Genomic DNA, 24,120 nt, shown 5'->3' with positions numbered 1-24,120 from the left:
ATGCCGCTGACCCCAGCCGACGTTCACAACGTCACGTTCAAGAAACCCATGCTCGGGAAGCGCGGATACGACGAGGACGAGGTCGACGGTTTCCTCGATGAGGTCGAGCGGGAGCTCGCACGCCTCAGCGATGAGAACGGCGAACTTCGCGCACAGCTCGAGAGTCTCCGCGCCGGCGCTCCCCCCGGGGCAGCCGACCACGCCGAGATGGCCGCCGCACTCGACCGGGTGCAGCGTGAGAAGCACGCCATGGAGCAGCAGCTCCAGGAGCTCGACGCCGAGCTGCACGAGATGCACCAGCAGATGGTGTCCGCGCAGCAGCAGGCGCAGCAGCTCCAGCAGGAGCTGGCGCAGCAGCCGCAGCAGGCCGCGGCCCCCGCCGGCGGCGGCGAGCAGGAGGCCCTGCGCCTCCTCATGGTCGCCCAGCGCACCGCGGACGAGCACCTGGAGGACTCCCGCCGGGAGGCCGACACCGTGCTCGGCGAGGCGCAGCGCGAGGCCCAGTCGATGGTGTCCGAGGCCCAGCGCGAGGCGCAGACCATGGTCTCGCAGGCGCAGCGCGAGTCGAAGGCCATGATGGCCGACGCCCAGCGCGAGTCGAAGGCCCTCCTGACCGACGCCCAGCGCGAGTCCGAGTCCCTGGTCACCGAGTCGCGTGCCGCGGCCGAGGACCTGGTGGGCCAGGCCCGCGACAAGGCCGAGCGCATGGAGATGGAAGCCGAGCAGGAGCGCCAGAAGGTCATCGGCCAGCTGGAGGACTCCCGTTCGTCGCTGCTGAAGAACATCGAGGAGCTGAAGACCTTCGAGCGCGAGTACCGCACTCGACTGAAGCTGTACCTCGAGAGCCAGCTGCGCGACCTCAACGGCCAGCAGGGCCGGACCGAGGACGAGGGCTTCGAAGAGGCCCCGCAGCAGTCGCCCCCGAGCGAGCGCACCGGCGCCCGGTCCGCGTTCGTGATGCAGGGCGGGCGCGGGTAACCCCTCCCGCTCCTCCCCGGGACACCCTCCTCCGGTCGGCTCGAGCAGATTCGTTGCGCCGAGCCATAACCTGAACGGGGATCGCCTCGTTAACCATGGTTGAGCGGGTGAGGGCGCGGGTAGCACCGCCGCCCTCACCGCCGCACCATGCTTCAACGATGCCGCGGTCCCCGCTGGGGGCCGCGAAGGACCGCGCGAGGGCCCCGCTACCTTGCGCAGGGGAGGAATCGACGTGATCGTCAGCAGCCTGCTGATCCTCGTCACCGCGGCGGTCTTGCTGGTCACTGGCATGATCACCGGGAACAACCAGTTGCTGGTCTCGTCGATAGCGGCGAGTCTCGCCGCCGGCGCGGCCCTCTATGCGAGCATCCGCGGCCGGGGGGCCAGGCGCCCCCGCGTGACCTCGCGCCGCGCCGACCTCGCCCGGGAGACGCGCCGGAGGGTCGACAACGACGACACCCAGCAGTTCCGCCGGATCGGGGCGGACGACACCCCGACCACGGAGATGCCGCTCCTCGAGGGCAAGGTCTTCGAGCCCACGGACTACGCGGTGGACCGCGACCCCGAACTGCGGTTCGAGGACATGCCGCCGCGCCAGTCGCGCGGCGGGGCGGCCAGCCGCCACCGCGCCCCCGAGTCGACGTCCGACGAGCCGACCGAGCAGCGCATGACGAGCATCGAGGCGGCGGCGCTCATGCGCCTGGACACCGAGGTCGCCGTCATCGACGGCCGCCCCCGCTTCCACCACTCCGCCTGCTCGCACCTGACGGGCCGCGACCACGAGCCGCTGGCGGTGTCCGAGGCGCTCGAACTGGGCTTCACGCCGTGCGCGATGTGCGAGCCGGTGTCGCGCCTGCTCCTCGTCCCGACGGCCGGTCGCTGAGCGGCTCCGGGAATCGGCAAGGGATTGCCTATGCGGCACTTCTTCCGACCAGCGGCTTTTATGGCGGTTGGTCGTGACGGGGAGTCCGGACACAAGTTCTCGAAGTAATTGACCTACTTGCAGGACTTGCGTATCCTGTGTGCTCAACTGCGCGGCAGGACCCCGCCTCGGCGGGGCCTGGCGCGCATTGTCCTCGTTTCGACGAGGCCGTCACGAGTACGCGATTTCGGGAGACGCCATGCCGAACACCCGATCCGGGCCGCACGAGCGGCGCCGCCGTGCTCTGACGCCACCGGAATCCGAGCCGACATACCCCTCCAGAGGCGCGTCATGAGTCCAGCGAAGAAGACCCAGAAGCAGGCCGCCAAGAAGGCGGTCAAGAAGGCCCCGGCCAAGAAGGCGGCGGTGAAGAAGGCCGCCGCGGCGAAGCCTGCCGCGAAGCAGGCCGCGTCCGTCCCGTCCGCCCCCGAGGAGACCGAGGCCCAGCAGTTGCGCACCGAGGACGAGCAGGCGGAGCTGCGTTCCGCCTTGAAAGAGCGGTTGGACGAGCTCATCGACGAGCAGCAGCGGTACAGCGACTCGATCACCCTCGCCCAGCGCGAGCGGTTGAGCGACACCGCCGGGGACGACCAGGTCGACTCCGGTTCGAAGACCGTCGAGCACGAGCACGAGGTCGCGGTGGCCGATTCGCTCTCCGAGCGGATCAGGCAGGTCAGCCACGCGCTCGAGCGCCTCGACGAGGGCACGTACGGCTTCTGTGAGCGGTGCGGTAAACCCATCCCGGCGGCGCGGTTGGCCGCGTTCCCGTCGGCTACCCTCGACGTCGGTTGCAAACAGCTAGAGGAGCGACGCTGAGCGAGGACACGCCGCCCGGGACCGCCGACGGTCCGGGCCCCACCACCCCTGAGAAGAAGAAGCCCGTCCGCCGTGTCGGGCTGATGATCGCGGCACTGCTGATCGCCGCGTTCGCGATCGGTCTGGACCAGTGGACGAAGAACCTGGCCGAGGCCAACCTGGATCCGAGCGATCCGGTGCGGATCCTCGGCGGGCTGGTCTACCTGGACCTGACCTGGAACTCGGGGGCGGCGTTCAGCCTCGGCACCGATTACACGTGGATCTTCACCACGGTCGCCTCGGCGGTCGTGGTGTTCCTGATCGTGCTCTCGAGCCGGATCGTGTACCCGGTGTGGGCGATCGCGATCGGCCTGGTCCTCGGCGGCGCGGCGGGCAACCTGCTGGACCGGTACTTCCGGGAGCCGGGGTTCCCGAACGGGCATGTCGTGGACTTCATCAGCGTGTTCAAGCCGGACGCGCAAGCGTTCCCGATCTTCAACATCGCCGACTCGGCGCTGTGCTGCGGCGTGGTGCTCATCGTGCTGCTCGAGCTGACGGGGCACGGGTTCTCGCCCGAGTCCCGCAAAGCGGACGAGAAGAAGAAGGAGGCCGCGGCATGAACGACCTCGCCGCGCGCCAGACCCGTTCCGTCCCGGTGCCCGAGGGGTTCGAGGGGCAGCGGGTCGACCAGGTCGTCTCGCGCCTGCTGGGCCTCTCGCGGACCGTGGCCGCCGACCTCGTCGCGGCCGGGGACGTCCAGATCGACGGGGCGCCCTGCCAGACCAAGTCCGAGCGCGTGAGCGCGGGGGCGTGGCTGGACGTGGTGCTCCCGCCGCCGCCGGAGGACCTGCTGGTGCGGGCCGCCGAGCCCGTCGAGGGCCTGGAGATCGTGTTCGACGACGACGACATCGTCGTGGTCATGAAGCCCGTCGGGGTCGCGGCGCACCCGAGCCCGGGCTGGTCCGGTCCCACCGTCACCGGCGGTCTCGCCGCGGCCGGCTACCGGATCTCGAGCCACGGTCCCGATGAGCGGCAGGGGATCGTGCACCGCCTCGACGTGGGCACCTCGGGCCTGATGGTGGTCGCCAAGAGCGAGGCCGCGTACTCGGAGCTGAAGCGCGCCTTCAAGGAGCGCCGGGTCTCGAAGCGCTACCGCGCTGTGGCGCAAGGGCATCCGGACCCGCTGTCGGGGACGGTGGACGCGCCGATCGGGCGGCATCCGCGCCACGACTACAAGTGGGCGGTCGTGGCGGACGGCAAGCCGAGCGTCACGCACTACGACACGATCGAGGTCTTCCCCGGGGCGTCCCTCATGGACGTCGGGCTGGAGACCGGTCGGACCCACCAGATCCGGGTCCACTTCTCGGCGCTCGGGCACCCGCTGGTCGGTGACGCGACGTACGGCGCGGACCCGACGATGGCCGAGCGGCTGGGCCTGACCAGGCAGTGGCTGCACGCGTACCGGCTCGAGTTCGTGCACCCGACGCGGGGCGGGACGGTCACCTTCACGAGTGAATACCCCGCCGACCTCGAATTGGCACTGGCGCGGTTGCGAGACGACTCCTAGGGAGCCATTAGACTGAGGGAGCAGAAGACGCTGCACCGACGTTTGAAGCACTGTCGCTTGAAGCACCGCCGCTCCGGGCGTAACGCACGCCTCACCCCCGGGCCGCCGGGCCCGCGATTCGCAACGGGCCTTGAGGGATCGTCGTGATCTAATAGTCGCGGGTGGTAATGGTTTCCGGTCGGGGTGGCGACGCTCGAGTCGGCTTGAACAACTGCGCGCCGCAGCTTGGTCCGCCCGAGAGGAGGTTGTGAGTGAACACGCCCGAAGCTTGGAACAACGACCGGTCAGACGGTTCCCGTTGGCAGAAACTCCTGGGACGTCGCGGGCGCGCCGGAGGCGCGCAGCAGACCCCGACGCCCCCGCCGCGCGAGGCCTATCCGCCGTCCCCGCCGGTCGGTCCGCCGCCCGGACAGCCGCACTACTCCGTGCCCACCGCCGGCCGCCGCCCTCCCGTCGCCACGCAGACGCCGCCGACGGCCGCGCAGCTCCAAGGCCAGGTGCGCCCGCCCCAGCAGGGGCTGCCGCCGCAGCCGCGCCGCCAGGCGAGCACGGAGCCGAGCCCCGTCGCACTGCAGCGCCTGCGCCGCGACCTGGGCCGCAGCCGCGTCATCGCCTTCATCAACCCCAAAGGCGGCGTGCACAAGACGACCGCCACAGTGCTCTCGGCCGCCGCGATGGGCACCGCCCGCAACGGCGGCGTGATCGCCTGGGACGACAACGAACTGCGCGGCACCCTGGGCCTGCGGGCCGGGTCCGCGCGGCACGGGCGCACCATCCGCCACCTCGTGGAGCACCTCGACCAGGTCGAGGCCGCCGGGGTGCACCTGCCCGAGCACCTCGACGAGTTCCTGCGCCACTCCTCGGACGGCTCGTTCGACGTGCTCGCGGGCGACGAGGACCCGAAGCTGCAGCGTCGCCTCGACCCGACCACGGTGCTCCGCGTGCTCGACATCCTCACCCGCACGCACGGGATCGTCTGCATCGACACGGGCAACAACGTGGAGTCCCCGAACTGGCGCACCGTGGTCTCCTCGGTGGACCGGCTCGTGGTCACCACGGTGCCGCGCGAGGACGCGGCGTTCTCCGCGGACTGGATGCTCGACCACCTCGAAGAGGGCGGCTACGGGAACCTCGTCAAGAACGCCGTGACGCTCCTCTCGATGCCGACCCCGAACCCCGGGCCGCTCCTCAACGACCTCCAGCGGCACTTCTCGCAGCGCACCCGCGCGTGCGCGGTGGTGCCGTACGACCCGTCGCTGGAGCCGGGCGCGAAGATCGAGTTCTCGGCGCTGCGGCCGGAGACGCGCGCGGCGTGGTTCGAGGCCGCCGCGACCATTGTCGACGGTTTGTAACCGCCGCGTACCGCACCGTCCGCTCCCGTACATCCCTGCCGGGCGCGGGCACCGCTGTGGCAGGATTCCAGGCGTGACTGACGACGCCGAACGCACCGTGAACCTCCGCCCCGGCGACAGTGCGGGCTGGGAGGACAGCGCGGGCCGGAACGACAGTGCCGGCCGGAACGACAGTGCGGGCAGGGAGGGCGCGGCCGTCGCTCCGGCGGACCCGCCGCGAGCCGACGCCCGCGACGACGCGAACGTCTACGGCAGGACCCCGCGCTCGGAGCGGACCATCGGCCGCGACCTCGCCGCCGCCGGGTTCCTCGCCGTCGTCCTGACCGCGATCGGCCTGCCCGCCGCGATGCTGTGGCAGATCCTCACCCCGCGCGTGGAGTTCGTGATCGTCGAAAGCGGCAGATGGGCCTCTACCGAGACCTACCCGAGCGGCTACGTCGAAGGCGACCTCGTGTTCGCCGGGATCGGCCTGGTCCTCGGGATCGTCGCCGCGATCATGGCGTGGACGGCCATGCGCGGGCGGCGCGGCCCGATCCTCCTCCTCGGGCTCGTCATCGGCTCGATCGGCTGCCAGGTGGTGGCCTGGAAGATCGGCGCGAACGAGTGGCAGGCGTTCTGGGACGCGGTCGAGCGCGCGCCCGCCGGCGCCCACATGTGGCGCCCGCCGTCGGTGCTGTTCGTCGAGCTCGACCCCGCCGCGGCCTGGGCGGCGCTGAAGGTCGGCAACTTCACAACGGCCCTCGACGCGCTCCAGCTCGGGGCCCTGGCGGTCATGGCCCTCGCCGCGACCTTCACTTACACCGTCTGCGCCGGCTGGTCACGTCGGCCCAGCCTTCGAACGGACGCTCCCGAATAGCGGTATGCCTTTTGACCTGGAAACCCGGGCAACTACGCTTGGACCGTGCTCAGACGCATCGACCTTTCAGGAGAAGTACCCGGTTACTCGGCCCGCGCCCTGCGCGAGCTGATGCCGCGCGCCGCCTTCGACGTCAACGAAGCCCTGCGCTCGGTCCAGCCGCTGATCGACGACATCAGGCATCGCGGGACGGCCGCGGTCGTGGAGATCGTCGAGCGCTTCGACCATGTGCGCCTCGAGCACCTGCGCGTCCCCGAGCAGGCGATCAAGACCGCCGTCGAGGACCTCGACCCGGAGCTGCGCCGCGCCTACCAGACCTCGATCGACCGGGTGCGCGCCGCGCACGAGGCCCAGCGCCTCCCCGAGGTCGTCACCGAGGTCGCGCCCGGCGGCACCGTCACCGAGCGGTACCTGCCGGTCGGCCGCGTGGGCCTGTACGCGCCCGGCGGCCTCGCCGTGCTCGCCTCCTCCGTGATCATGAACGCCGTCCCGGCCCAGATCGCCGGGGTCGGCTCGATCGCGCTCGCCTCGCCCGCCCAGAAGAACAACAACGGCCTGCCCGACCAGGGCATCCTCGCCGTCGCCGGGATGCTCGGCATCGACGAGGTCTACGCCGTGGGCGGCCCCGCCGCGATCGGCATGTTCGCGTACGGGACCGACGAGTGCTCCCCGGTCGACATGATCACCGGGCCCGGGAACATCTACGTCACCGCCGCGAAGCGGGCCGTTCGCGGCCTCGTGGGCATCGACGCCGAGGCCGGGACCACCGAGATCGCCGTGATCGCGGACGCGACCGCCGACCCGGCGCACGTCGCCGTCGACCTCATCAGCCAGGCCGAGCACGACCCGGCGGCCGCCTCGGTCCTCATCACCGACTCGGCCGACCTGGCCGACGCCGTGGACGCCGAGCTCGAGCGCCGCGCGCCCGAGACCCGCCACGCCGGGCGCATCATGACCGCGCTCGCGGGGGAGCAGTCCGGGACGATCCTCGTCGCCGACATCGACGAGGCCGTGGCCGTGGCCGACGCCTACGCCGCCGAGCACCTGGAGATCCAGACCGCCGACGCCCGCGAGGTGGCGCTGCGCATCCGCAACGCCGGCGCGATCTTCGTCGGCGCCTACTCGCCGGTCTCCCTCGGCGACTACTGCGCCGGGTCGAACCACGTGCTGCCCACGGGCGGATGCGCCCGCCACTCGGCCGGCCTGAGCGTGCACACGTTCCTGCGCGGCGTGCACATCATCGACTACACGCGCGAAGCGCTCGCGGCCGTCGCCGACGACGTCGTGAACTTCGCGAACTCCGAGGACCTGCCGTCGCACGGCGAGGCCGTGTCCGCGAGATTCGAGCAGCAATGACCGAGATCGAGAACCTGCTCCGCGAGGACCTGCGCGGGCAGTCGCCCTACGGCGCGCCGCAACTCGACGTGCCGGTCCAGTTGAACACCAACGAGAACGCGTTCGCGATCCCCGAAGAGGTGGCCGCCGTGGTCGCCGAGTTCATCGGGCGCGAGCTGCGCGGCCTCAACCGCTACCCCGACCGCGACGCCGTCGCGCTCCGGACCGAGCTCGCCGCCTACCTCGGGCACGGGCTCACCGCCGACCACGTGTGGGCCGCCAACGGCTCCAACGAGATCCTGCAGCAGCTGCTGCAGGCCTTCGGCGGGCCCGGCCGCACCGTGCTCGGCTTCATGCCCTCGTACTCGATGCACCCGCTGCTCGCCCGCGGCACCGGCACCGCGTTCGTGGACGCCGGCCGCGAAGCCGACTACACGCTCAGCCCGCAGTACGTGCGCGACGCCATCGCGAAGCACGACCCGGACCTGGTCTTCCTCGTCTCGCCGAACAACCCGACCGGGACCGCGCTCGAAGCGGACGTCGTCGACGCCGCCTACGAGGCCGCCCGCGGCATCGTCGTCATCGACGAGGCCTACGCCGAGTTCGCCCGCGACCCGCGCGCGACCGCCTTGGGCCGCTTGGAAGGCCGCGAACGGCTCGTCGTCACCCGCACCTTGAGCAAGGCCTTCGCGTTCGCCGGCGCCCGCGTCGGCTACCTCGCCGCCGACCCCGAGCTCGTCGAGAAGCTGCTGCTGGTGCGCCTGCCGTACCACCTCTCGAGCATCACCCAGGCCGCCGCGCGCGGCGCGCTCGCGTGCGCCGCCCAGCTGCAGGCCGAAGTGGACGAACTCAAGCACCAGCGCGACCGCATCGTGAAGCACCTCCGCTTCAAGGGGCTCCCCGTCGCCGACTCCGACGCGAACTTCGTGCTCGTGGGCGGCCTGCGCGACGCCGCCGCCGTCTGGAAGCTGATCCTCGACCGGGGCGTGCTCATCCGCGACGTCGGCCTCCCCGGCCGCCTGCGGATCACCGCCGGGACCGAGGACGAGACCACCGCGCTGCTCGACGCCTTCGACACGGCGATCGAGCAGCGACCCGACATGTTCGACCTGCAGGAGCAACAACCGTGAGCCGTACCGCGCACATCGTCCGCACCACCGGCGAGACCAGCGTCGACGTCTACGTCGACCTCGACGGCACCGAGAAGACCGTCGACATCTCGACCGGCGTCGGCTTCTACGACCACATGCTCCACCAGCTCGGCAAGCACGGCGGGTTCGACATCAAGATCGCCGTCAAGGGCGACCTGCACATCGACGCCCACCACACCATGGAGGACACCGCGATCGCCCTCGGCCAGGCCTTCGCCGAGGCCCTGGGCGACAAGGCCGGCGTGGTCCGCTTCGCCGACGCCTCCGTGCCCCTCGACGAGGTGCTCGCGCGCGCCGTCGTCGACCTCTCGGGCCGCCCGTACATGGTCCACGAGGAGCCCATGGACATCGCGCCGATGATCAACACCGACTACCCGACCTCGATGACCCGTCACATCCTCGAGTCCTTCGCGTACCACGCCCGGATCTGCCTGCACGTCACCGTGCTCCGCGCCGCCAACCCCGGCCAGAAGCCCGACGCGCACCACGTGATCGAAGCCCAGTTCAAGGCCCTCGCGCGCGCCCTGAAGTACGCCACCCGCATCGACGGCACGGACATCCCCTCGACCAAGGGCGTCCTGTGAGCTACGCCGGGCCGATCCTGCTCATGGCGCTCGCCGGGGTCCTCCTCGGCGGCGCCCTCAGCCTGCGCGGCAAAGCGAAGTACGCCGCCGCGATCGTCGTCGCGGTCGTCGCCGTGGCCGCGTTCCTCGGCGGCGTCTACCTGATCTACGGCTAGGGGAACCCGATGGCGAAACCCAGTGTGGCCCTGTTCGACTACGGCTCGGGCAACCTCCGCTCCGCCTTCCGCGCCCTCGAGCGCGCCGGCGGCGACGTGACCCTGACGAGCGACCTCGACGCGGCCCGCCGCGCCGACGGCCTCGTCGTCCCCGGCGTGGGCGCCTACGCCGCCTGCATGGAAGGCGTGCTCAAGCACGGCCTCGACACCGTGATCCGCGAGCGCGCCGCCGCCGAGGCGCCCGTGCTCGGGATCTGCGTGGGCGAGCAGGTGCTCTTCGAAGAGGGCGTCGAGCACGGCGTGCGCACCAGCGGCGTCGGCATCTTCGAGGGCCGCGTGGAACTCCTCGCCGCCCAGCGCATCCCGCACATGGGCTGGAACACCGTCGAAGCCGCCGCGGGCATGCGCCTGTTCGCGGGGATCGACCCGGCCGAGCGGTTCTACTTCGTGCACTCCTACGCCGCCAAGGCCGTGCCGCCGGGCGCGCTGGCCGCGATCTGCACCCACGACGAGCCGTTCATCGCCGCCGTGGAGCGCGGCTCGGTGTCGGCCACCCAGTTCCACCCCGAGAAGTCCGGCGACGCCGGGTACGCGCTGCTGTCCAACTGGATCAAGGACCTGGCTTCCTGAAAGGCAAATGATGACCGAACTTCAGCTTCTTCCCGCCGTGGACGTGACCGGCGGCAAGGCCGTCCAGCTCGTGCAGGGCGTGGCCGGCTCCGGCAAGGCCTACGGCGACCCGATCGAGGCCGCCCTCGAATGGCAGCGCCAGGGCTCGGAGTGGCTGCACCTCGTGGACCTCGACGCGGCCTTCGGGCGCGGCACGAACCACGGGCTGCTCGCCGAGGTCGTGTCGAAAGTGGACATGCAGGTGGAGATCTCCGGCGGCATCCGCGACGACGAGACCCTGAAGCGCGCCTTGGACTCCGGGGCCCGCCGCGTCAACATCGGCACCGCCGCCCTGGAGAACCCGGAGTGGTGCGACCGGATCTGCGGCGAGTACGGCGACCGCGTCGCCATCGGCCTCGACGTCAAGGGCGGGCGGCTGGCCGCGCGCGGCTGGACCCGCGAGGGCGGCGAGCTCTTCGAGACCCTGGAGCGCCTCGAGCGCGCCGGGTGCGAGCGGTACGTCGTCACGGACGTGAACAGCGACGGGATGCTCTCGGGCCCGAACCTGGACCTGCTGCGCTCGGTCTGCGAGGCCACCGACAAGCCGGTCATCGCCTCCGGCGGCGTCTCCTCGCTCGACGACCTCCGCGCCCTGGCCGGGCTCACCGGCATCGGCGTCGAAGGCGCCATCGTGGGAACGGCGCTGTACGAGCGTAACTTCACGGTCGCTGAGGCGTTGAACCTGTTGAAGGGACTTTAAACCGAGGAGGCGCGCATGGCACTGGTCGAACGGGTGCCTGAGACCGGTCCGTGGGCGCAGCTCTACGGCTATTCGCGGGCGGTCGCGGTGGGGCCCTTGGTGGTCACGAGCGCCTGCACCGCTGATGTGGAGGCGCGCCCGCAGCTGCGGGGCGACGCCGCCGGGCAGGCCCGCGAGGCCTTCCGGACCGCCCTGGACGCGATGGTCCACGCCGGGGCCGGCGTCTCGGACGTCGTGCGCTCCCGGCTGTACGTGACCGACCCGGCCCACGCCGACCCTGTGGGCCGGGTCCACGGCGAGTTCTTCGGCGTCGTCAAGCCCACGGCCACCGTGGTGATCGTGACCGGCCTCTTCCATCCGGGCCAGCTCGTGGCCGTCGAGCTCGAGGCCTTCCGCGCCTGGCGCGACATCGACTGAGCGAACCGTAAGGCCCGCTCGGGCGCATATGCGGTGTCGTACCGCTCGGGAACGATGGAATCGGGGGGTCCCCAAGGCGCCCGATTTGCGAAGACACTCCTGAAGCGGTGCAATAGCCAGAGGAACCACGAATCTGCACGCCTGAACGAGCGTTCAGTAGTATGGGCCTTGAGCCCGACCGGGGCTCGCCGGAACGGTCTCCGACGGGGCCCGCGGGTCACGAGCCCGCGGCCGCGACGAGCCGGTACGGCAGTGACGAGCGAAAATGGGGTGTCATCGTGGACGCTGACCAGATCTCTGCGGGCCGGGAGCGCTGGGCCAAGCGGTACGCGTCGGCCGCCAAGCGCGAAGCCGACTTCACCACCCTCTCGGGGCTCGAGACCGAACCGGTCTACGGCCCGCCCGAAGGCGTCGCCGACCCGCGCATGGACCGCATCGGCTGGCCCGGCGAGTTCCCCTTCACCCGCGGGCTCTACCCCACCGGCTACCGCGGCCGCCCCTGGACCATCCGGCAGTTCGCCGGCTTCGGCAACGCCGAGCAGACCAACGCCCGCTACAAGATGCTCCTCAAGGCCGGCGGCGGCGGCCTCTCCGTCGCGTTCGACATGCCCACCCTCATGGGCCGCGACTCCGACGAGCCCGCCTCCCTCGGCGAGGTCGGCCACTGCGGCGTCGCCATCGACTCCACCGCCGACATGGACCGGCTCTTCGCCGGCATCGACCTCGGCGGCGTCACCACCTCCATGACGATCTCCGGACCCGCCGTCCCCCTCTTCTGCATGTACCTCGCCGCCGCCGAACGCCAGGGCGTCGACATCTCCACACTGGACGGCACGCTCCAGACCGACATCCACAAGGAGTACATCGCCCAGAAGGAGTGGCTGTTCCCGCCCGAGCCGCACCTGCGCCTCATCGGCGACCTCATGGAGTACTGCTCGCACAACATCCCGCGCTACAAGCCGCTCTCCGTCTCCGGATACCACATCCGCGAGGCCGGATCGACTGCCGCGCAGGAACTCGCGTTCACCCTCGCCGACGGCTTCTCCTATGTGGAACTCGGCCTCTCGCGCGGCCTCGACGTCGACCGCTTCGCCCCCGGCCTCTCGTTCTTCTTCGACGCCCACATCGACTTCTTCGAGGAGATCGCCAAGTTCCGCGCCGCCCGCCGCATCTGGGCCCGCTGGCTCCGCGACGTCTACGGCGCCAAGACCGACCGCGCCCAGTGGCTCCGCTTCCACACCCAGACCGCCGGCGTCTCCCTCACCGCCCAGCAGCCCTACAACAACGTCGTGCGCACCGCCGTCGAAGCCCTCGCCGCCATCATGGGCGGCACGAACTCGTTGCACACCAACGCACTCGACGAGACCCTCGCCCTCCCCACCGACCAGTCCGCCGAGATCGCCCTGCGCACCCAGTCCGTGCTCCGCGACGAGACCGGCGTCCTCAACGTCGCCGACCCTCTCGGCGGCTCCTGGTACGTCGAAGCCCTCACCGACAAGATCGAGGCCGAGGCCGAGAAGATCTTCCTCCAGATCCTCGCCCTCGGCGGCGAGGCCGGCGACGACCCCGCCGCCGTGGCCATGGCGGCCGCCGGCCGCCACGAGATCGGACCCGTCACCTCCGGGATCCTGCAAGGGATCGAGGACGGCTGGTTCAACGCCGAGATCGCCGAGGCCGCCTTCACCTACCAGCAGCAGCTCGAGGACGGCACCAAGCACATCGTCGGCGTCACCGAACTCCACGACACCGTCACCCCCGACCTCGAGATCCTGCGGATCTCCGGCGAGGTCGAACGCGAGCAGAACGCCGTGCTCGGCCGCCGCCGCGCCGCCCGCGACAACGCCGCCGTCGACCGCGCGCTGGCCGAGATCGTCACGGCCGCAAAGGGAGACGTGAACCTCATCGAGCCGATCCTGGCGGCCGCCCGGGCCGAGGCGACCCTGGGGGAGATCTGCGGGGCGCTGCGCGAGGAGTGGGGCGAGTACCGCGAGACCACGGGCCTCTGAGCCGAAGGCGTTGGGGCGCAACGAAGTTTTACCAAGAAGGGCGATGATGGGCACAGCCGGAGGTTTCGGCGAAAGCGCGTACGGGTACCCAGGCAGGCAGTTATCGCGATACCTGGGGTCCTTGCCCCGTGAAATCCCCTATCGCCCAAGCTATCCGTAATTCACCTCCAATCATTGCCTTTGGCCCCCAATCAGTCTTACAATGAGAAGCGTCAGGCCCCGAGCGGGCAGACATGCTTCAACCGATGTCCACGTGGACTGGAGGGCGATCGCATGGCAGACAATCGATCGAAGAGCAAGCGACAGGGTTCGGACGAGTACGGCCACCTGGCGCCACTGTTCCGGGAGCTGGCCTCCCTGGACGAGGCCGACCCGCGCCGAGCAGAGGTGCGCGAGCGGCTCGTCACCGGCCACCTGCCCCTGGCGGAGCACATCGCGCAGCGGTTCGCGGGCAAGGGCATCGCGAAGGACGACCTCGTGCAGGTCGCCTCCGTGGGCCTCATCCACGCCGTGGACCGCTTCGACCCCGACCAGGGGGCGGACTTCCTCTCCTATGCCGTGCCCACCGTGATGGGCGAAGTGAGACGGCACTTCCGCGACACGAGCTGGCCGATGCGCGTCCCGCGCCGGCTGCAGGAGTTGCGGATCGCGCTGAACCAGGCCGGCGGCGAGCTGTCGCAGCGCCTGGGCCGGCCGCCCACGGATGAGGAGATGGCCGAGCACCTCGACATCACGGTCGCCGAGGTGCAGGAGGGCTACGAGGCGCGGCAGGCCTACCGGGCGGTATCGCTGGACGAGCCGCCGTTCGCCGACGGGGAGCGCACCACGCTCGCCGAGTCGGTGGGCGAGGAGGACGTAGCGCTCGAACTCGTCGAGAACCACGAGTCGCTGGTGCCGCTGATCCAGGAGCTCCCGCAGCGGGAGCGCAAGATCCTGGCGCTGCGGTACTACGGCGACATGACCCAGACGCAGATCGCCGAGGAGGTGGGCATCTCGCAGATGCACGTCTCCCGGCTCCTGCACCGGACGCTGGAGGATCTGCGTGACGGCTTGGACAAGACGCCCCGGTAGGGGAGTCGTCCGATGAACGGAGCACCACGCCGGAGCGGCGGGCCGATGGGCCCGCCGCTCCGTCTCGAAGTGCCGCTCAAGGCCGAATCGAGTCGCGGATGCGGTTGATGAACCCCGCCCCCGGCTGCAGTGCGCGTTCGGGCGGGAACACCTGGGCTGCTTGCGGATGCGGCCGTGTCGGAGCGGTCTCCTTGACCCGCAGGAGCTTGTCGCCGAGTTCGTCGAGCGTGGCCTCGCTGCAGGATTCCTGGAGCCTGGGCACGAGGTTGTGGCGCTCCTCCTGGACGTTCTGGCGGTAGTCGTCGATGAACTCTCGCAGTTTCTGCTCGAAGTGAGGATGCTCGGGCCCGAAGACCTCCAGGTCCAGCAGCAGACCGTCGATGCGGTGGTGCGCGTCGATCTCGCGGTCGACCAGTGCGTCGCCGTCCGGGACGTGTCTGCGGACTTCGGGGAACACGTACCGCTCCTCGGCGGTCCACTGGCGGACCGTTTCGGCGAGGGCGTGGTCGACGAGGTCCTTGCGCTGTTCGGGCGGGCCCTCGTGCGCTTCGATCTCGCCGAAGACCTCCTCCATCGCCCGATAGTCGTCCGCGAGCACTCTGATCAGGTTGTGGTTGCGCGTCATGGCCGCCTCCTCCACTAGATCCCGGAGGTACCCGGGGCGGTGCGGGCGAAACACCGGCGTCCCGCCGTCGGCCCTAGGGAAGCGGGGCGGTGACGGCGACGCCGCCGCGGCTTTCGCCGCGGCGGCGTCGTTCCACCCCCTGTGGTCTTGCGTCCCAAGGGGCTCCGGTCCCGACTGCGCTTCCGATCGCGGTCAGGACTTGATGGAGCCCGCGAGGTCCCCGGTGACCGATTCGGGCATGCGATGGGCGACGTCCCCGAGCGAGATGATGCCCACGAGGCGGCCCTGATCGATCACCGGAAGCCGGCTGATCTGGTGCTCCTTCATCTTGGCGATGGTGAGGTCGACGTCCTCGTTCGCGTCCGCGAGGAACAGGTGGCCCTGCGGCAGCTGGTCGACCGTGTACGTCTCGGGGTCGTGGCCCTTGGCCATGACCTGCAAGACCAGGTCCCGGTCGGTGACCATGCCGTGGAGCTTGTCGTCGTCCGCGCCGCAGATCGGCATCGAGCCGACGTCCAGCTCGGCCATCATCCTCGCCGCGTTCGCGGCGGTGTCGTTGCTTTTGACGCAGGTGCACCCGGTGTGCATGAGGTCGCGTGCGGTTGCCATGCTGCTCGTCTCCATTCGTTGAGCCGTTGACACGAGTATCGTTCGCGTCGTTCTCCTGTGCGGCGTTTTCGAGTTCTCGAGCTCAGGCCACGAGCCGCTGCGTGGCCCGCACGATCGCGGCCGCATCGATCCCGGCCGCCGCCAACTGCTCGGCCGGCCCGGCCGAACCGGGCATGCCGCGCACGGCGAGCTTGTGGAAGCGCACATCAGGGATCTGCCCGGCCACGGCGTCGAGGACGGCGTCCCCGAGACCCCCGACCGGCCAGTGGTCCTCGACCGTGAGCACGCGCCCGGTGTCCGCGGCGGCCTGACGGATCGCGGCCGCGTCGAGCGGCTTCACCGAATACGCGTCGATGACCCGCACCGGGAGACCCTCCGACGCCAGGCGCTCGGCCGCGCTCAGGCTCTCCGAGACCGTGATCCCCGCCGCGACGATCACCGCCCGGTCGTGCGCCGAACCGACCAGGGTCCGGCTGCCGCCAACGGGGAACAGCTCGTCGCCCCGGTAGATCACCGGCGTCTCCGCGCGCGTCGTCCGCAGGTAGCTGATTCCCGGCAGGTCCGCCATCGTCGCGGTCAGATGCGCGCACTGGTTCGCGTCGCACGGGTACAGCACCACGCTGCGCCACAGCGCCCGGAACATCGCGAGGTCTTCCAGGCCCATCTGGCTCGGGCCGTCCGCGCCGATCGACACGCCCGCGTGCGAGCCGACGACCCGCAGATCCGCCCCGCCGATGGCGGCCATCCGCAGGAAGTCGTGCGCGCGCGTGAGGAACGCGGCGAACGTCGCGGCGTACGGAATCCACCCCTGCGACTGCAGCCCCACCGCCGCGCCGATCATCTGCTGCTCCGCGATGTAGCACTCGAAGAACCGGTTCGGGAACGCCTTCCTGAACGCGGCCGTGCGCGTCGAATCGGCGACCTCCCCGTCCACGACCACCACGTCCGGGTTCGCGTCGCCCAGCGCCTCGAGCGCCGCCCCGAAACCGTCCCGCGTCGCGGCGTCGCTCCCGACCGGGAACGACGGCCGCTCGACCGGCAGCGACGGCTGCGAGCGCCTCGGCTCGCTCGACCGCGGCGGGTTCACGCGAACGCGCGCCTCCCGCACGCCCCCGAGCTCCACGACCGCCTTCTCCGGCTCGTCCAGCGGCTTGCCGTGCAGGCCCTCCTTGTCCTCCGCGGCCGCGACCCCCCTACCCTTGCGGGTCTTCGCGAGGATCGCCGTCGGCGAGTCCTGCCGCTCCGCCTCGGCGTACGCCTGGTCGATCTGCTCCGGGTCGTGCCCGTCGATCTCGATCGTGTGCCAGCCGAACCCGCCGATCTGCGCCGCGTACGCCCCCGTGTCCCACTCGTAGCGGGTCGGGCCCGTCTGGCCCAGCCGGTTCACGTCCACGATCGCGCACAGGTTCCCCAGGCCGAAGTCCGCGGCCGCCGCGAACGCCTCCCACATGGAGCCCTCCGCGATCTCGCCGTCCCCGCACAGCACCCACACGTGCGCCGGCGACCCCGACAGCCGCGCGCCCAGCGCCATCCCCACCCCGATCGGCAGGCCCTGCCCGAGCGACCCCGTCGCCACGTCCACCCACGGCAGCCGCGGCGTCGGATGCCCCTCCAGGTCGGAGCCCAGCCTGCGGTACGTCAGCAGATGCTCCTCGTCGATCGCGCCCGCCGCGCGCAGCATCGCGTACAGCAGCGGCGACGCGTGCCCCTTGGAGAACACCAGCCGGTCGTTCCCCGGCAGATGCGGGCGATCGAAGTCGTAGTGCAGATGCCCGGCAAGGAGACCCGCCATCAGGTCGGCCGCCGACATCGACGAGGTTGGATGCCCCGACCCCGCGCGGGCCGACGCGCGCACCGCATCCACGCGGAGCTGCTGGCCGAGCTCGGCGATGTCACTGGTGCGTTCCTCGATGAGGCTCACGGCTCCTCCATGGCGTCGGGTCCCTGAATGGCAGGACTACCCGCGCCCACCGGCCCGAAACCGGGTGTCACAGCGCCGCACACGGGTACTCGAACCACGCGGGTCCGCTCGGATCCCGCAGCGAGCCGCCTCGTCCGGAAGCCCATAGGCGGGCGCGGCGGCGCGCTCGGTACACCGAAAGGAGGGGAACGATGAACTCGCATCCGATGTCCACCACCGGGCACCACTGGTGGGAGGCCGAACGGCGCCGCACGACCGCCGTCCAGGACGGCGCCTCGGGCGTCGGCCTCGTGTTCGTGCTGATCGGCGTGCTCGGGTTCCTCCCGGGCATCACGACGGACTTCTCCAGCATGACCTTCTCGGGCACCGACTCGGGGGCCGAACTCTTCGGCATATTCCAGGTCTCGGTGCTGCACAACCTGATCCACATCGCCATCGGACTCCTCGGCCTCTTCATGGCCTGGTTCGTCAGGGCCGCCCGCTGGTACCTCATCGGCGGCGGCGTCCTCTACCTGCTGCTCGGCATGTACGGATTCCCCGTCGGCGACCAGGACGCGGGCAACTTCCTGCCCGCCAACACCGCCGACGACTGGCTGCACCTCGTGCTCGGCCTCGGCATGATCGCGCTCGGCCTCTTCCTGCACACCAAGCTCCCCAAGGAGAGCGAGGCCCGCGGCGAAGGCGACTTCGGCGAGACCAACCGCGGCGCCGCCCGCTGACCCGACGCGCGCGCAGAACGGCACTGCGGGACGGATTCCCGCAGTGCCGTTCATCTATGGTGCTCCGCCGGGCGGCACGGCAGCCCTCTACAGACCGCACCGAGCGGCGGGAGTCCCCCGCAAGCCTGGCTTGCCGAAGAGGGCTACCCGGACGCCGCCGAAGTATGCGCACCGCCCCGACCAGCGCCGGGCCCGCCGCACGCGAGGTTTCCACCGAGCCGGGCGGGGAACCCGATCCGCATCGCACTTGGCCGAAACCGGACACCGCGGAGGTGAAGGGCCATGCCGCAGCGACAGTGGACCAAGAAGGAAGAACGCCAGTACAAGCACATCCGCGACCAGGCCGAGGACCGGGGCATGGGCCACGACCGGGCCGAGGAGATGGCCGCGCGCACCGTCAACAAGGAACGCGCCCGCAAGGGCGAGACCAAGAAGGCCAGCCGCACTTCCACGAAGGACATGTCGTCCGCGAAACGCGGCGGTCAGCGTTCGCACTCCGGGCCCAAGGGCCGCACCAAGGACCAGCTCTACGAAGAGGCCCGCCGCAAGAACATCGAAGGCCGATCCAAGATGAACAAGGCCGAGCTCCAGCGCGCCGTCGACAGGCGCTCCTGAGCCCGGCGGAGAGAGGTGACGACATGGAGGTCCGACACGACCACCCCGAGGCGCAGGCCATCCGCGCCGCCGAGCGCGAGCACGGCGGACGCTGGGCCGACGCCGACCACGACACCCGGACCGACCACGGCCGGCGCGGCCGCGGCCGCCACGACTGGGACGAGCAGGACCGCTCCGTCGGCCAGATCGTGGGCGACCTGACCTCCCAGGTGGCGCACCTGGCCCGCGTCGAGGCCCAACTGGCCGCGCGCGAGATCGGCGACAAGGCCAAGCGGGGCGCGTTCGGCGGCGGCATGTTCGCCCTCGCCGGCGTCATCGCGATCTACGGCGGCGCGGCGCTGGCCCTCGCGGCGGGCATCGCGCTCGCGCTGGTGTGGCCGGCCTGGCTGGCCGCCATCGTGACGGGCGTGGCGCTGCTGGCGGTCGCGGGGATCTTCGCGCTGGTGGGGCGCGCCAAGCTCCGCGCGGCACTGCCGCCGGTCCCTGACGAGACGATGGAGCACGCCCGGGAGGACGTCCGGGCTCTGAAAGGGAGGATGGACCGATGACCGGTATGCCAGGCCCGACGAACGGGCCGTTTCCGCCCGGAGTCGGGCTCTCGCCGCCGCCTTCGGTGTCGATGCCGTACTGGCCGAACGTGGAGGCCCCGAGCGAGACCGAGTTCAAGCGCGAGCACCAGGACGAATGGGCCCGTCAGAACGCAGAGGCGGACCAGTACAAGTCCACCAGGGACTTGGAGAGGGACGCCGAGTTCACGCGCGGGCGGGTCAACGACACGGTGCTGGAGCTGAAGGAGCGGCTGGGCCTCGACCCTGACGCCGGACATGCGCACGGTCCGTTCGCGCCGGTGCGGCGCCACCCGCTGACGGTGGCCGTCGCGGCGGCGGGCGCGACGGTGGCCGCGATCGTGGGCGTGCACGTCATCCGCGACCAGCGCCGGTCCTCCAAGGCCGCGCGTGACGCGGCGCGGCAGGCGATCAAGGAGACCGAGCTGCGCCGGAAGGCGGCGAGCAAGGCCGCCCGCAAGCGCTGGGCCGCGGCGAAGGACGCCTTCGGCTCGGCCGCGACGGCCGTGCTGAAGCAGCGCAGGAAGGCGATGCGCCGCCTCACCCACTGAGGCGACGCGGGAGCAGCGGACCGGCGGGCCATGGCCCGCCGGTCCGCCTCTTTCGGGGGAGCGCCGCAGAAGGTCTTCGCCCGGCTCCGGGTGCGCCGCCGGTCGGTCGGCGCCGTCCCCGGTGTCGGGAAAGGTGAGCGGAGGGTCCCGGCAAATCGGACTTCGATGGGCCCCCGGTATGAACCCTGACAGAGGGGTACGACATTGTGCGTCGCGCTGCCGTTGACCTGCACGTTCGTGCCCCGGCCGCAATGCGGCCGGGGCACGGGCGGATCGGATCGGTCAGCCGGGCATGGTCTCGCCGCCGAGGGCCGCGATCACCTCGCCGGTGATGAAGGACGACATGGTGTTCGAGGCCAGGAACACGAACGAGGGCGCGAGTTCGTCCGGTTCGGCCGGGCGGCCCATCGGCGTGTTCGAGCCGAAGCCCTCCACATGGTCCTCGGGCAGTGTCGACGGAATGAGCGGCGTCCACACGGGACCGGGCGCGACGCAGTTGACGCGGATGCCGCGCGGCGCGAGCGCCTGCGCCATCGAGTACGTCCAGGCGATGATCGCGCCCTTCGTCGCCGAGTAGTCGATGAGCGTCTTGTTGCCGCGCAGGCCGTTCACGGAGGCGCAGTTGACGATCGCGTCGCCTTCGCCCATGTGCGGCAGCGCCGCCCGCGTCACCCGGTGGAAGCTGTGCATGTTCACGTTGAACGTGTGCTCCCACTGCTCGTCGCTGATGTCCTCGGGCCGCTCCACCGGCGTCTGGGTCGCGATGTTGTTGACGAGCAGGTCGAGCCCGCCGAGCGCCTTGACGGTCTGGTCGACCACCTCGCGGCAGTGGTCGCGGTCCGCGAGGTCGCCGGGGAGCAGCGCGCACTGGCGGCGCTCGGCCTCGACCAGTTCCGCGGTCCGCTCGGCGTCCTCGTGCTCCTCGAGGTAGGCGATGGCGACGTCGGCGCCCTCCTTGGCGAACGCGATCGCGACGGCCCGCCCGATCCCGGAGTCGCCGCCGGTGATCAGCGCCCGGCGGTCCTTGAGGAGGCCGCGGCCCTCGTACCCCTCCATGGAGTCCTTGGGCTTCGGCGTCATGGCCTCGGTCATGCCCGGAGGTTCCTGCTGCTGTCCCGGCTTGCCCATCAGTCTGTCCTCTCCGCTCTGCCCGGCCTCGGCTTCGGCCGGGTCCCGGCCCGGCGAATACCCGGCGGTGATCGCGGATAACCTCGTACTTAGTACGGCGTACGCCGTACGAGACGATGCGGATGCGCATTACTCGTACGTCGTACAGTGTGCGGCGTACAACGTACTGCGCACTGGATACGGCGTACGGAATACGATGTACGGAGTGCTGTGCACGGGCGCCGTCGCGGGACCTCGGTCACACCCGGGTATCGTGTTGCGGTTCAGGCGCGCCGGAATCGATCCGGTATTTCCGGTTCGGGCGTCCGTTCACCGGACCGCTGGTGGTATCGAACGTGTGAATGCGTTAGGTTGTTGGGGATCAAACTCTGTGCATACGCTGCCCTCACGCGGTGGAACAACAGCATGTGAGCGATCACTTTTTCCTTAAGGACCTCGACGAACGAGTCGAAAACGAGCACCCCCAAAGGAGGCGCAATGACTGGCAGCGACAACGGTGCCGTTGCTATCGGGATCGACTTCGGCACCCTGTCAGGCCGGGTCGTCGTCGCGTCGGTCGCCGATGGCCGCGAGCTGGCCAGTGCCGAGCACGTGTACGAGCACGGCGCCATCGAGGAGGCCCTCCCGGGCTCCGGCGTCCGCCTCGGCCGCAGCTGGGCCCTCCAGTCGCCCAAGGACTGGGTCGACGTGCTCCGCAACGCCGTGCCCGCCGCCGTGGCCGCCGCCGGCGTGAGCCCCGACCAGGTCGTGGGCATCGCCACGGACTTCACCGCGTGCACGATCCTCCCGACCACCGCCGACGGCACCCCGCTGTGCGAGCTGGACGACCTCGCCGACCGGCCGCACGCGTGGCCCAAGCTCTGGAAGCACCACGCCGCGCAGGGCCAGGCCGACCGCATCAACGCCGTCGCCGCCGAGCGCGGCGAGTCGTGGCTGCCCCGCTACGGCGGCAAGATCTCCTCGGAGTGGGCCTACGCCAAGGGCCTGCAGCTCCTCGAGGAGGACCGCGAGGTCTACGACCGCGCCGAGCGCTGGATCGAAGCCGCCGACTGGATCGTGTGGCAGCTCTGCGGCGAGGAGACCCGCAACTCCTGCACCGCCGGCTACAAGGGCATCGTGCAGGACGGCGAGCGTCCCTCCCGCGAGTACCTGGCCGCGCTCAACCCCGACTTCGCCGACTTCAACGCCAAGATGGAGCACCCGCTCCTGCCGCTGGGCGACAAGGCCGGCGTGCTCACCGCGCAGGCCGCCGAGTGGACCGGCCTGAACGAGGGCACCGTGATCGCCGCCGGCAACGTCGACGCGCACGTCACGGCCGCCTCCGCGAAGGCCGTCGGCCCCGGCCAGATGGTCGCCATCATGGGCACCAGCACCTGCCACGTCGTCAACGGCGAGAACCTGACCGAGGCGCCGGGCATGTGCGGCGTCGTTCGCGACGGCATCACCAAGGGCCTGTGGGGCTACGAGGCCGGCCAGTCCGGCGTGGGCGACATCTTCGCGTGGTTCACCAAGAACGGCGTCCCCGGCGAGTACACCGCCGAGGCCGAGCAGCGCGGCATCTCGATCCACGAGTACCTGACCGAGCTCGCCGAGGGGCAGGCCGTCGGCCAGCACGGCCTGGTCGCGCTCGACTGGCACTCGGGCAACCGCTCCGTCCTCGTCGACCACGACCTGCACGGCGTGATCCTCGGCCTGGGCCTGCAGTCCAAGCCGGAGGACATCTACCGGGCGCTGGTGGAGGCCACCGCGTTCGGCACCCGCATGATCGTCGAGACCCTCGTCAAGGCGGGCGTCCCGATCAACGAGTTCGTCGCCGCGGGCGGCCTGCTGAAGAACAAGTGGCTCATGCAGACCTACTCGGACGTGCTGCGCATGCCGATCACGGTGCTCACCTCCGGCCAGGGCCCGGCTCTGGGCTCGGCGATCCACGCCGCGGTCGCGGCCGGCGTCTACCCGGACATCTTCGCGGCCTCCGAGGCCATGGGCAAGGTCGAGCGCAACGCGTACGTCCCCGACGAGGCCCGCGCCGACGCCTACGACGAGCTGTACGCCGTCTACGAGGAGCTGCACGACCACTTCGGCCGCGGCGGCTCCCGCGCACTGCACACTCTGCACAAGATCGCCACGGAGGCAACGAAATGAGCTTCAAGACGACTCCGGCCGTCGAGGAGATGAAGGTCAAGGTCTGCAACCTGCACGCCGAGCTGCTGCGCTGGGGCCTGGTGACCTGGACCAGCGGCAACGTCTCGGGCCGTGTCCCGGGCACCGACCTGATCGTCATCAAGCCGAGCGGCGTCTCCTACGACGACATGAAGCCCGAGCTGATGGTCGTGACCGACCTCGAGGGCAAGATCCTCGACGGCGACCTGGCGCCCTCCTCGGACGCCGAGAGCCACAACGTGGTCTACCAGGAGATGCCCGAGGTCGGCGGCGTGGTCCACACGCACAGCCCGTACGCGACCGCGTGGGCCGCGCGCGCCGAGCCGATCCCGTGCGTCATCACGGCGATGGCCGACGAGTTCGGCGGGGAGATCCCGCTCGGCCCGTTCGCGCGCATCGGTTCGGACGCCATCGGCAAGGGCATCGTCGAGACCCTGCGGGGGCACCGCTCCCCGGCGGTGATCATGCAGAACCACGGCGTGTTCACCATCGGCAAGGACCCGAAGGCCGCCGTGAAGGCCGCCGTCATGGCCGAGGACGTGGCGCGCACCGTCCACATCTCGCGCCAGCTCGGCGAGCCGATCCCGATCCCGCAGGCGGACATCGACAAGCTCTACGACCGCTACCAGAACGTCTACGGCCAGCAGCCCGCCCCCAAGGAGCAGTAA

At 70.7% G+C, this 24,120-nt stretch carries 26 protein-coding genes; 22 read left to right on the top strand and 4 right to left on the bottom strand.

All coding sequences use genetic code 11. The annotated features are described in order from the left end of the window. From O2L01_RS17140 to O2L01_RS17065, 16 genes are all read left to right on the top strand, one after another. Entirely contained in the window at nucleotides 1-978 is a 978-nt protein-coding gene (locus O2L01_RS17140; protein ID WP_270123211.1) for a DivIVA domain-containing protein, read from the top strand. A gap of 232 nt (nucleotides 979-1,210) precedes the next feature. Beyond that, nucleotides 1,211-1,861 carry a hypothetical protein gene (locus tag O2L01_RS17135; RefSeq protein WP_270123210.1) on the top strand — a complete coding sequence of 217 codons (651 nt, stop codon included), beginning with the start codon at nucleotides 1,211-1,213 and terminating at the stop codon, nucleotides 1,859-1,861. A gap of 405 nt (nucleotides 1,862-2,266) precedes the next feature. Next, nucleotides 2,267-2,716, top strand: coding sequence for a TraR/DksA family transcriptional regulator (locus O2L01_RS17130; protein ID WP_374727679.1), 450 nt, complete (start codon nucleotides 2,267-2,269; stop codon nucleotides 2,714-2,716). Further along, nucleotides 2,689-3,315 carry a signal peptidase II gene (gene lspA / locus O2L01_RS17125; RefSeq protein WP_270123208.1) on the top strand — a complete coding sequence of 209 codons (627 nt, stop codon included), beginning with the start codon at nucleotides 2,689-2,691 and terminating at the stop codon, nucleotides 3,313-3,315. Before O2L01_RS17130 ends, lspA begins: the two co-directional genes overlap by 28 nt. Beyond that, nucleotides 3,312-4,262: an RluA family pseudouridine synthase gene (locus O2L01_RS17120; RefSeq protein WP_270123207.1), complete on the top strand. Its 951-nt coding sequence runs from the start codon at nucleotides 3,312-3,314 to the stop codon at nucleotides 4,260-4,262. The genes lspA and O2L01_RS17120 overlap by 4 nt, the downstream gene beginning before the upstream one ends. Before the next feature lie 251 nt (nucleotides 4,263-4,513). Further along, nucleotides 4,514-5,614: a MinD/ParA family ATP-binding protein gene (locus O2L01_RS17115; RefSeq protein ID WP_270123206.1), complete on the top strand. Its 1,101-nt coding sequence runs from the start codon at nucleotides 4,514-4,516 to the stop codon at nucleotides 5,612-5,614. Between the two features lie 73 nt (nucleotides 5,615-5,687). Further along, nucleotides 5,688-6,470, top strand: a complete 783-nt coding sequence (locus O2L01_RS17110; RefSeq protein ID WP_270123205.1) for a DUF2567 domain-containing protein — start codon at nucleotides 5,688-5,690, stop codon at nucleotides 6,468-6,470. A 45-nt stretch (nucleotides 6,471-6,515) separates the two neighbouring features. Further along, on the top strand, nucleotides 6,516-7,826 hold the full coding sequence (hisD, locus tag O2L01_RS17105) for a histidinol dehydrogenase (RefSeq protein ID WP_270123204.1): 1,311 nt from the start codon (nucleotides 6,516-6,518) through the stop codon (nucleotides 7,824-7,826). Then, nucleotides 7,823-8,935 carry a histidinol-phosphate transaminase gene (locus tag O2L01_RS17100; protein WP_270123203.1) on the top strand — a complete coding sequence of 371 codons (1,113 nt, stop codon included), beginning with the start codon at nucleotides 7,823-7,825 and terminating at the stop codon, nucleotides 8,933-8,935. Before hisD ends, O2L01_RS17100 begins: the two co-directional genes overlap by 4 nt. Continuing rightward, the gene (hisB, locus tag O2L01_RS17095; protein ID WP_270123202.1) at nucleotides 8,932-9,540 is read left to right on the top strand and encodes an imidazoleglycerol-phosphate dehydratase HisB; all 609 of its coding nucleotides are present in this window, start codon (nucleotides 8,932-8,934) and stop codon (nucleotides 9,538-9,540) included. The genes O2L01_RS17100 and hisB overlap by 4 nt, the downstream gene beginning before the upstream one ends. After that, a complete protein-coding gene (locus O2L01_RS17090) occupies nucleotides 9,537-9,695 on the top strand; it encodes a hypothetical protein (protein WP_270123201.1) in 159 nt (52 codons plus the stop codon). Before hisB ends, O2L01_RS17090 begins: the two co-directional genes overlap by 4 nt. Before the next feature lie 9 nt (nucleotides 9,696-9,704). Beyond that, nucleotides 9,705-10,325, top strand: a complete 621-nt coding sequence (hisH, locus tag O2L01_RS17085; RefSeq protein WP_270123200.1) for an imidazole glycerol phosphate synthase subunit HisH — start codon at nucleotides 9,705-9,707, stop codon at nucleotides 10,323-10,325. 7 nt (nucleotides 10,326-10,332) lie between these two features. Continuing rightward, complete coding sequence (gene priA / locus O2L01_RS17080; RefSeq protein ID WP_344469187.1) at nucleotides 10,333-11,064, top strand: bifunctional 1-(5-phosphoribosyl)-5-((5-phosphoribosylamino)methylideneamino)imidazole-4-carboxamide isomerase/phosphoribosylanthranilate isomerase PriA; 732 nt, start codon at nucleotides 10,333-10,335, stop codon at nucleotides 11,062-11,064. Between the two features lie 15 nt (nucleotides 11,065-11,079). Further along, nucleotides 11,080-11,481, top strand: a complete 402-nt coding sequence (locus O2L01_RS17075) for a Rid family hydrolase (RefSeq protein WP_270123199.1) — start codon at nucleotides 11,080-11,082, stop codon at nucleotides 11,479-11,481. A gap of 278 nt (nucleotides 11,482-11,759) precedes the next feature. Beyond that, nucleotides 11,760-13,487 carry an acyl-CoA mutase large subunit family protein gene (locus O2L01_RS17070; RefSeq protein ID WP_270123198.1) on the top strand — a complete coding sequence of 576 codons (1,728 nt, stop codon included), beginning with the start codon at nucleotides 11,760-11,762 and terminating at the stop codon, nucleotides 13,485-13,487. A gap of 273 nt (nucleotides 13,488-13,760) precedes the next feature. Continuing rightward, entirely contained in the window at nucleotides 13,761-14,558 is a 798-nt protein-coding gene (locus tag O2L01_RS17065; RefSeq protein ID WP_270123197.1) for a SigB/SigF/SigG family RNA polymerase sigma factor, read from the top strand. 76 nt (nucleotides 14,559-14,634) lie between these two features. Here O2L01_RS17065 and O2L01_RS17060 read toward each other — a convergent pair whose 3' ends face one another. From O2L01_RS17060 to O2L01_RS17050, 3 genes are all read right to left on the bottom strand, one after another. Next, nucleotides 14,635-15,183, bottom strand: a complete 549-nt coding sequence (locus O2L01_RS17060; RefSeq protein ID WP_270123196.1) for a hemerythrin domain-containing protein — start codon at nucleotides 15,181-15,183, stop codon at nucleotides 14,635-14,637. Nucleotides 15,184-15,375: 192 nt separating this feature from the next. Continuing rightward, nucleotides 15,376-15,792: a CBS domain-containing protein gene (locus O2L01_RS17055; RefSeq protein ID WP_270123195.1), complete on the bottom strand. Its 417-nt coding sequence runs from the start codon at nucleotides 15,790-15,792 to the stop codon at nucleotides 15,376-15,378. Between the two features lie 82 nt (nucleotides 15,793-15,874). Then, entirely contained in the window at nucleotides 15,875-17,713 is a 1,839-nt protein-coding gene (locus O2L01_RS17050; protein WP_270123194.1) for a transketolase, read from the bottom strand. A gap of 206 nt (nucleotides 17,714-17,919) precedes the next feature. Here O2L01_RS17050 and O2L01_RS17045 point away from each other — a divergent pair, with 206 nt between their 5' ends. The 4 genes from O2L01_RS17045 (at nucleotide 17,920) to O2L01_RS17030 (ending at nucleotide 20,164) form a co-directional block, all read left to right on the top strand. After that, nucleotides 17,920-18,432, top strand: a complete 513-nt coding sequence (locus tag O2L01_RS17045; protein ID WP_344469200.1) for a DUF4383 domain-containing protein — start codon at nucleotides 17,920-17,922, stop codon at nucleotides 18,430-18,432. 282 nt (nucleotides 18,433-18,714) lie between these two features. Beyond that, nucleotides 18,715-19,047 carry a plasmid stabilization protein gene (locus tag O2L01_RS17040; RefSeq protein WP_270123192.1) on the top strand — a complete coding sequence of 111 codons (333 nt, stop codon included), beginning with the start codon at nucleotides 18,715-18,717 and terminating at the stop codon, nucleotides 19,045-19,047. A 23-nt stretch (nucleotides 19,048-19,070) separates the two neighbouring features. After that, the gene (locus tag O2L01_RS17035; RefSeq protein ID WP_270123191.1) at nucleotides 19,071-19,595 is read left to right on the top strand and encodes a phage holin family protein; all 525 of its coding nucleotides are present in this window, start codon (nucleotides 19,071-19,073) and stop codon (nucleotides 19,593-19,595) included. Next, nucleotides 19,592-20,164 (top strand): hypothetical protein, encoded by a 573-nt coding sequence (locus tag O2L01_RS17030; RefSeq protein ID WP_270123190.1) that lies wholly within the window; start codon nucleotides 19,592-19,594, stop codon nucleotides 20,162-20,164. The genes O2L01_RS17035 and O2L01_RS17030 overlap by 4 nt, the downstream gene beginning before the upstream one ends. Before the next feature lie 282 nt (nucleotides 20,165-20,446). Here the strand turns inward: O2L01_RS17030 and O2L01_RS17025 are convergent, their stop codons facing one another. Then, nucleotides 20,447-21,292, bottom strand: a complete 846-nt coding sequence (locus O2L01_RS17025) for an SDR family oxidoreductase (RefSeq protein WP_270123189.1) — start codon at nucleotides 21,290-21,292, stop codon at nucleotides 20,447-20,449. Between the two features lie 477 nt (nucleotides 21,293-21,769). On the opposite strand from O2L01_RS17025, the gene araB reads away from it, so the two are divergent. Both araB and O2L01_RS17015 read left to right on the top strand, forming a co-directional pair. Further along, nucleotides 21,770-23,434: a ribulokinase gene (gene araB / locus O2L01_RS17020; RefSeq protein WP_270123188.1), complete on the top strand. Its 1,665-nt coding sequence runs from the start codon at nucleotides 21,770-21,772 to the stop codon at nucleotides 23,432-23,434. Further along, complete coding sequence (locus O2L01_RS17015; RefSeq protein ID WP_270123187.1) at nucleotides 23,431-24,120, top strand: L-ribulose-5-phosphate 4-epimerase; 690 nt, start codon at nucleotides 23,431-23,433, stop codon at nucleotides 24,118-24,120. Before araB ends, O2L01_RS17015 begins: the two co-directional genes overlap by 4 nt.

Source organism: Glycomyces lechevalierae (genome assembly GCF_027622945.1).
GTDB classification, from domain to species: Bacteria; Actinomycetota; Actinomycetes; order Mycobacteriales; family Micromonosporaceae; genus Glycomyces; species Glycomyces rutgersensis.
Note: the sequence above shows the minus strand (reverse complement) of the source record. Positions and strands in the feature narration are given on the sequence as shown.